Origin of the sequence: Rhodococcus sp. KBW08, from assembly GCF_003852455.1 — a bacterium.
Lineage (GTDB): Bacteria > Actinomycetota > Actinomycetes > Mycobacteriales > Mycobacteriaceae > Rhodococcus_F > Rhodococcus_F baikonurensis.
In genome coordinates, this window is sequence record NZ_QAJJ01000071.1 from 1 (window position 1) to 1414 (window position 1414).

General features: G+C 60.7%; 1 protein-coding gene. It reads left to right on the plus strand.

The genetic code is table 11. The annotated features are described in order from the left end of the window. A partial coding sequence (locus DBV08_RS32085; protein ID WP_260395833.1) for a condensation domain-containing protein occupies positions 1–1414 on the plus strand: 1414 nt, incomplete at both ends.

Here is a 1414-nt window from a genome sequence, read left to right on the forward strand (position 1 = left end):
GTTCGCGTGCGGCGTTGACTGCGCAGGTGCGTCCGGCGCAGGTTCCGTTGTCGTTGGCGCAGCAGCGCATGTGGTTCCTCAACCGATTCGACACGGCGTCGGCTGTCAACAATGTCCCTGTTGCCGTTCGGCTCACGGGTGCGCTCGATCTGGCCGCCCTGAATTCGGCAGTTCACGATGTTATCGGTCGCCACGAGGTTCTGCGCACGGTCTACCCCGAGGTCGACGGCGTCGGCTACCAGAAGATCCTCTCGGCAGGAGATGTCTCGATCGATCTCGGTGCAGAACGCGTCACCGACGACCGAATCCAGGCGGAGCTGTATTCGTTCTTCGCCCAGGGTTTCGATGTCACTGTCGAGGTTCCGTTGCGTGCCAAGCTTTTCCAGGTCGCCGATGACGACTTCGTGTTGTCGTTCGTGATGCATCACATCTCGACTGACGGTTTCTCGATGGGCCCGTTGACCCGTGACGTGATGACCGCCTACTACGCGCGAACCAACGGCCAGGCTCCGACCTGGACGCCGTTGCCGGTGCAGTACGCGGATTACTCGTTGTGGCAGCGTGAGGTTCTCGGGTCCGAGGACGATCCGCAGTCCGTCATCGCGCAGCAGATTGCGTTCTGGTCGGATGCGTTGGCTGATCTTCCGGAGCAGTTGGATCTGCCTGGTGATCGTCCGCGTCCCAAGATTGCTTCAGGGCGCGGCGCCAATCACAGTTTCACCATCGAACCGCAGCTGTGGTCCGAGCTGGACGAACTGGCCAAGGGAACGAATGCAACTCCGTTCATGGTTGTTCACTCGGCTCTGGCGGTGCTGTTGGCACGACTGTCCGCGACGACTGACATTGCGATCGGTGCCCCGATCGCGGGTCGTGGTGAAGCTGAGCTCGATGACGTGATCGGTATGTTCGTCAATACTTTGGTGTTGCGTACCGAGGTTGATCCGTCGAGGTCGTTTGCGGAGTTGTTGGCTTCTGCGCGTGAGGTGGATCTGCAGGCGTTCGCGCATGCGGATGTTCCGTTCGAGCGGATCGTGGAAGCGCTCGATCCGGTTCGTTCGCAGGCTCGTCATCCGTTGTTCCAGGTGGCGTTGACGTTCCAGAACCTCGGTCAGACGTCTCTCGACATGCCCGGCCTCAGTGCTGCTGCAGTCGAGTTCGACGCCGCACTGGCCAAGTTCGACTTGCAGCTCACTCTCGAAGAGGCTGAAGCCGGAATGTCTGCGACCATGACGTATGCGACGGATCTGTTCGACGCGTCGACAGCGGCCGAGTTCGCTGATCGCTTCGTGTCCGTCCTCCGTGGCGTTGTCGCGAATCCGACTGCTGCCGTTGGCGACGTGGATGTTCTGACCGCCGGTGAGTTGGATCGCGTTCTGTCATGGAGCGACACGGGTGTCGATCGTGGTGTGGATTC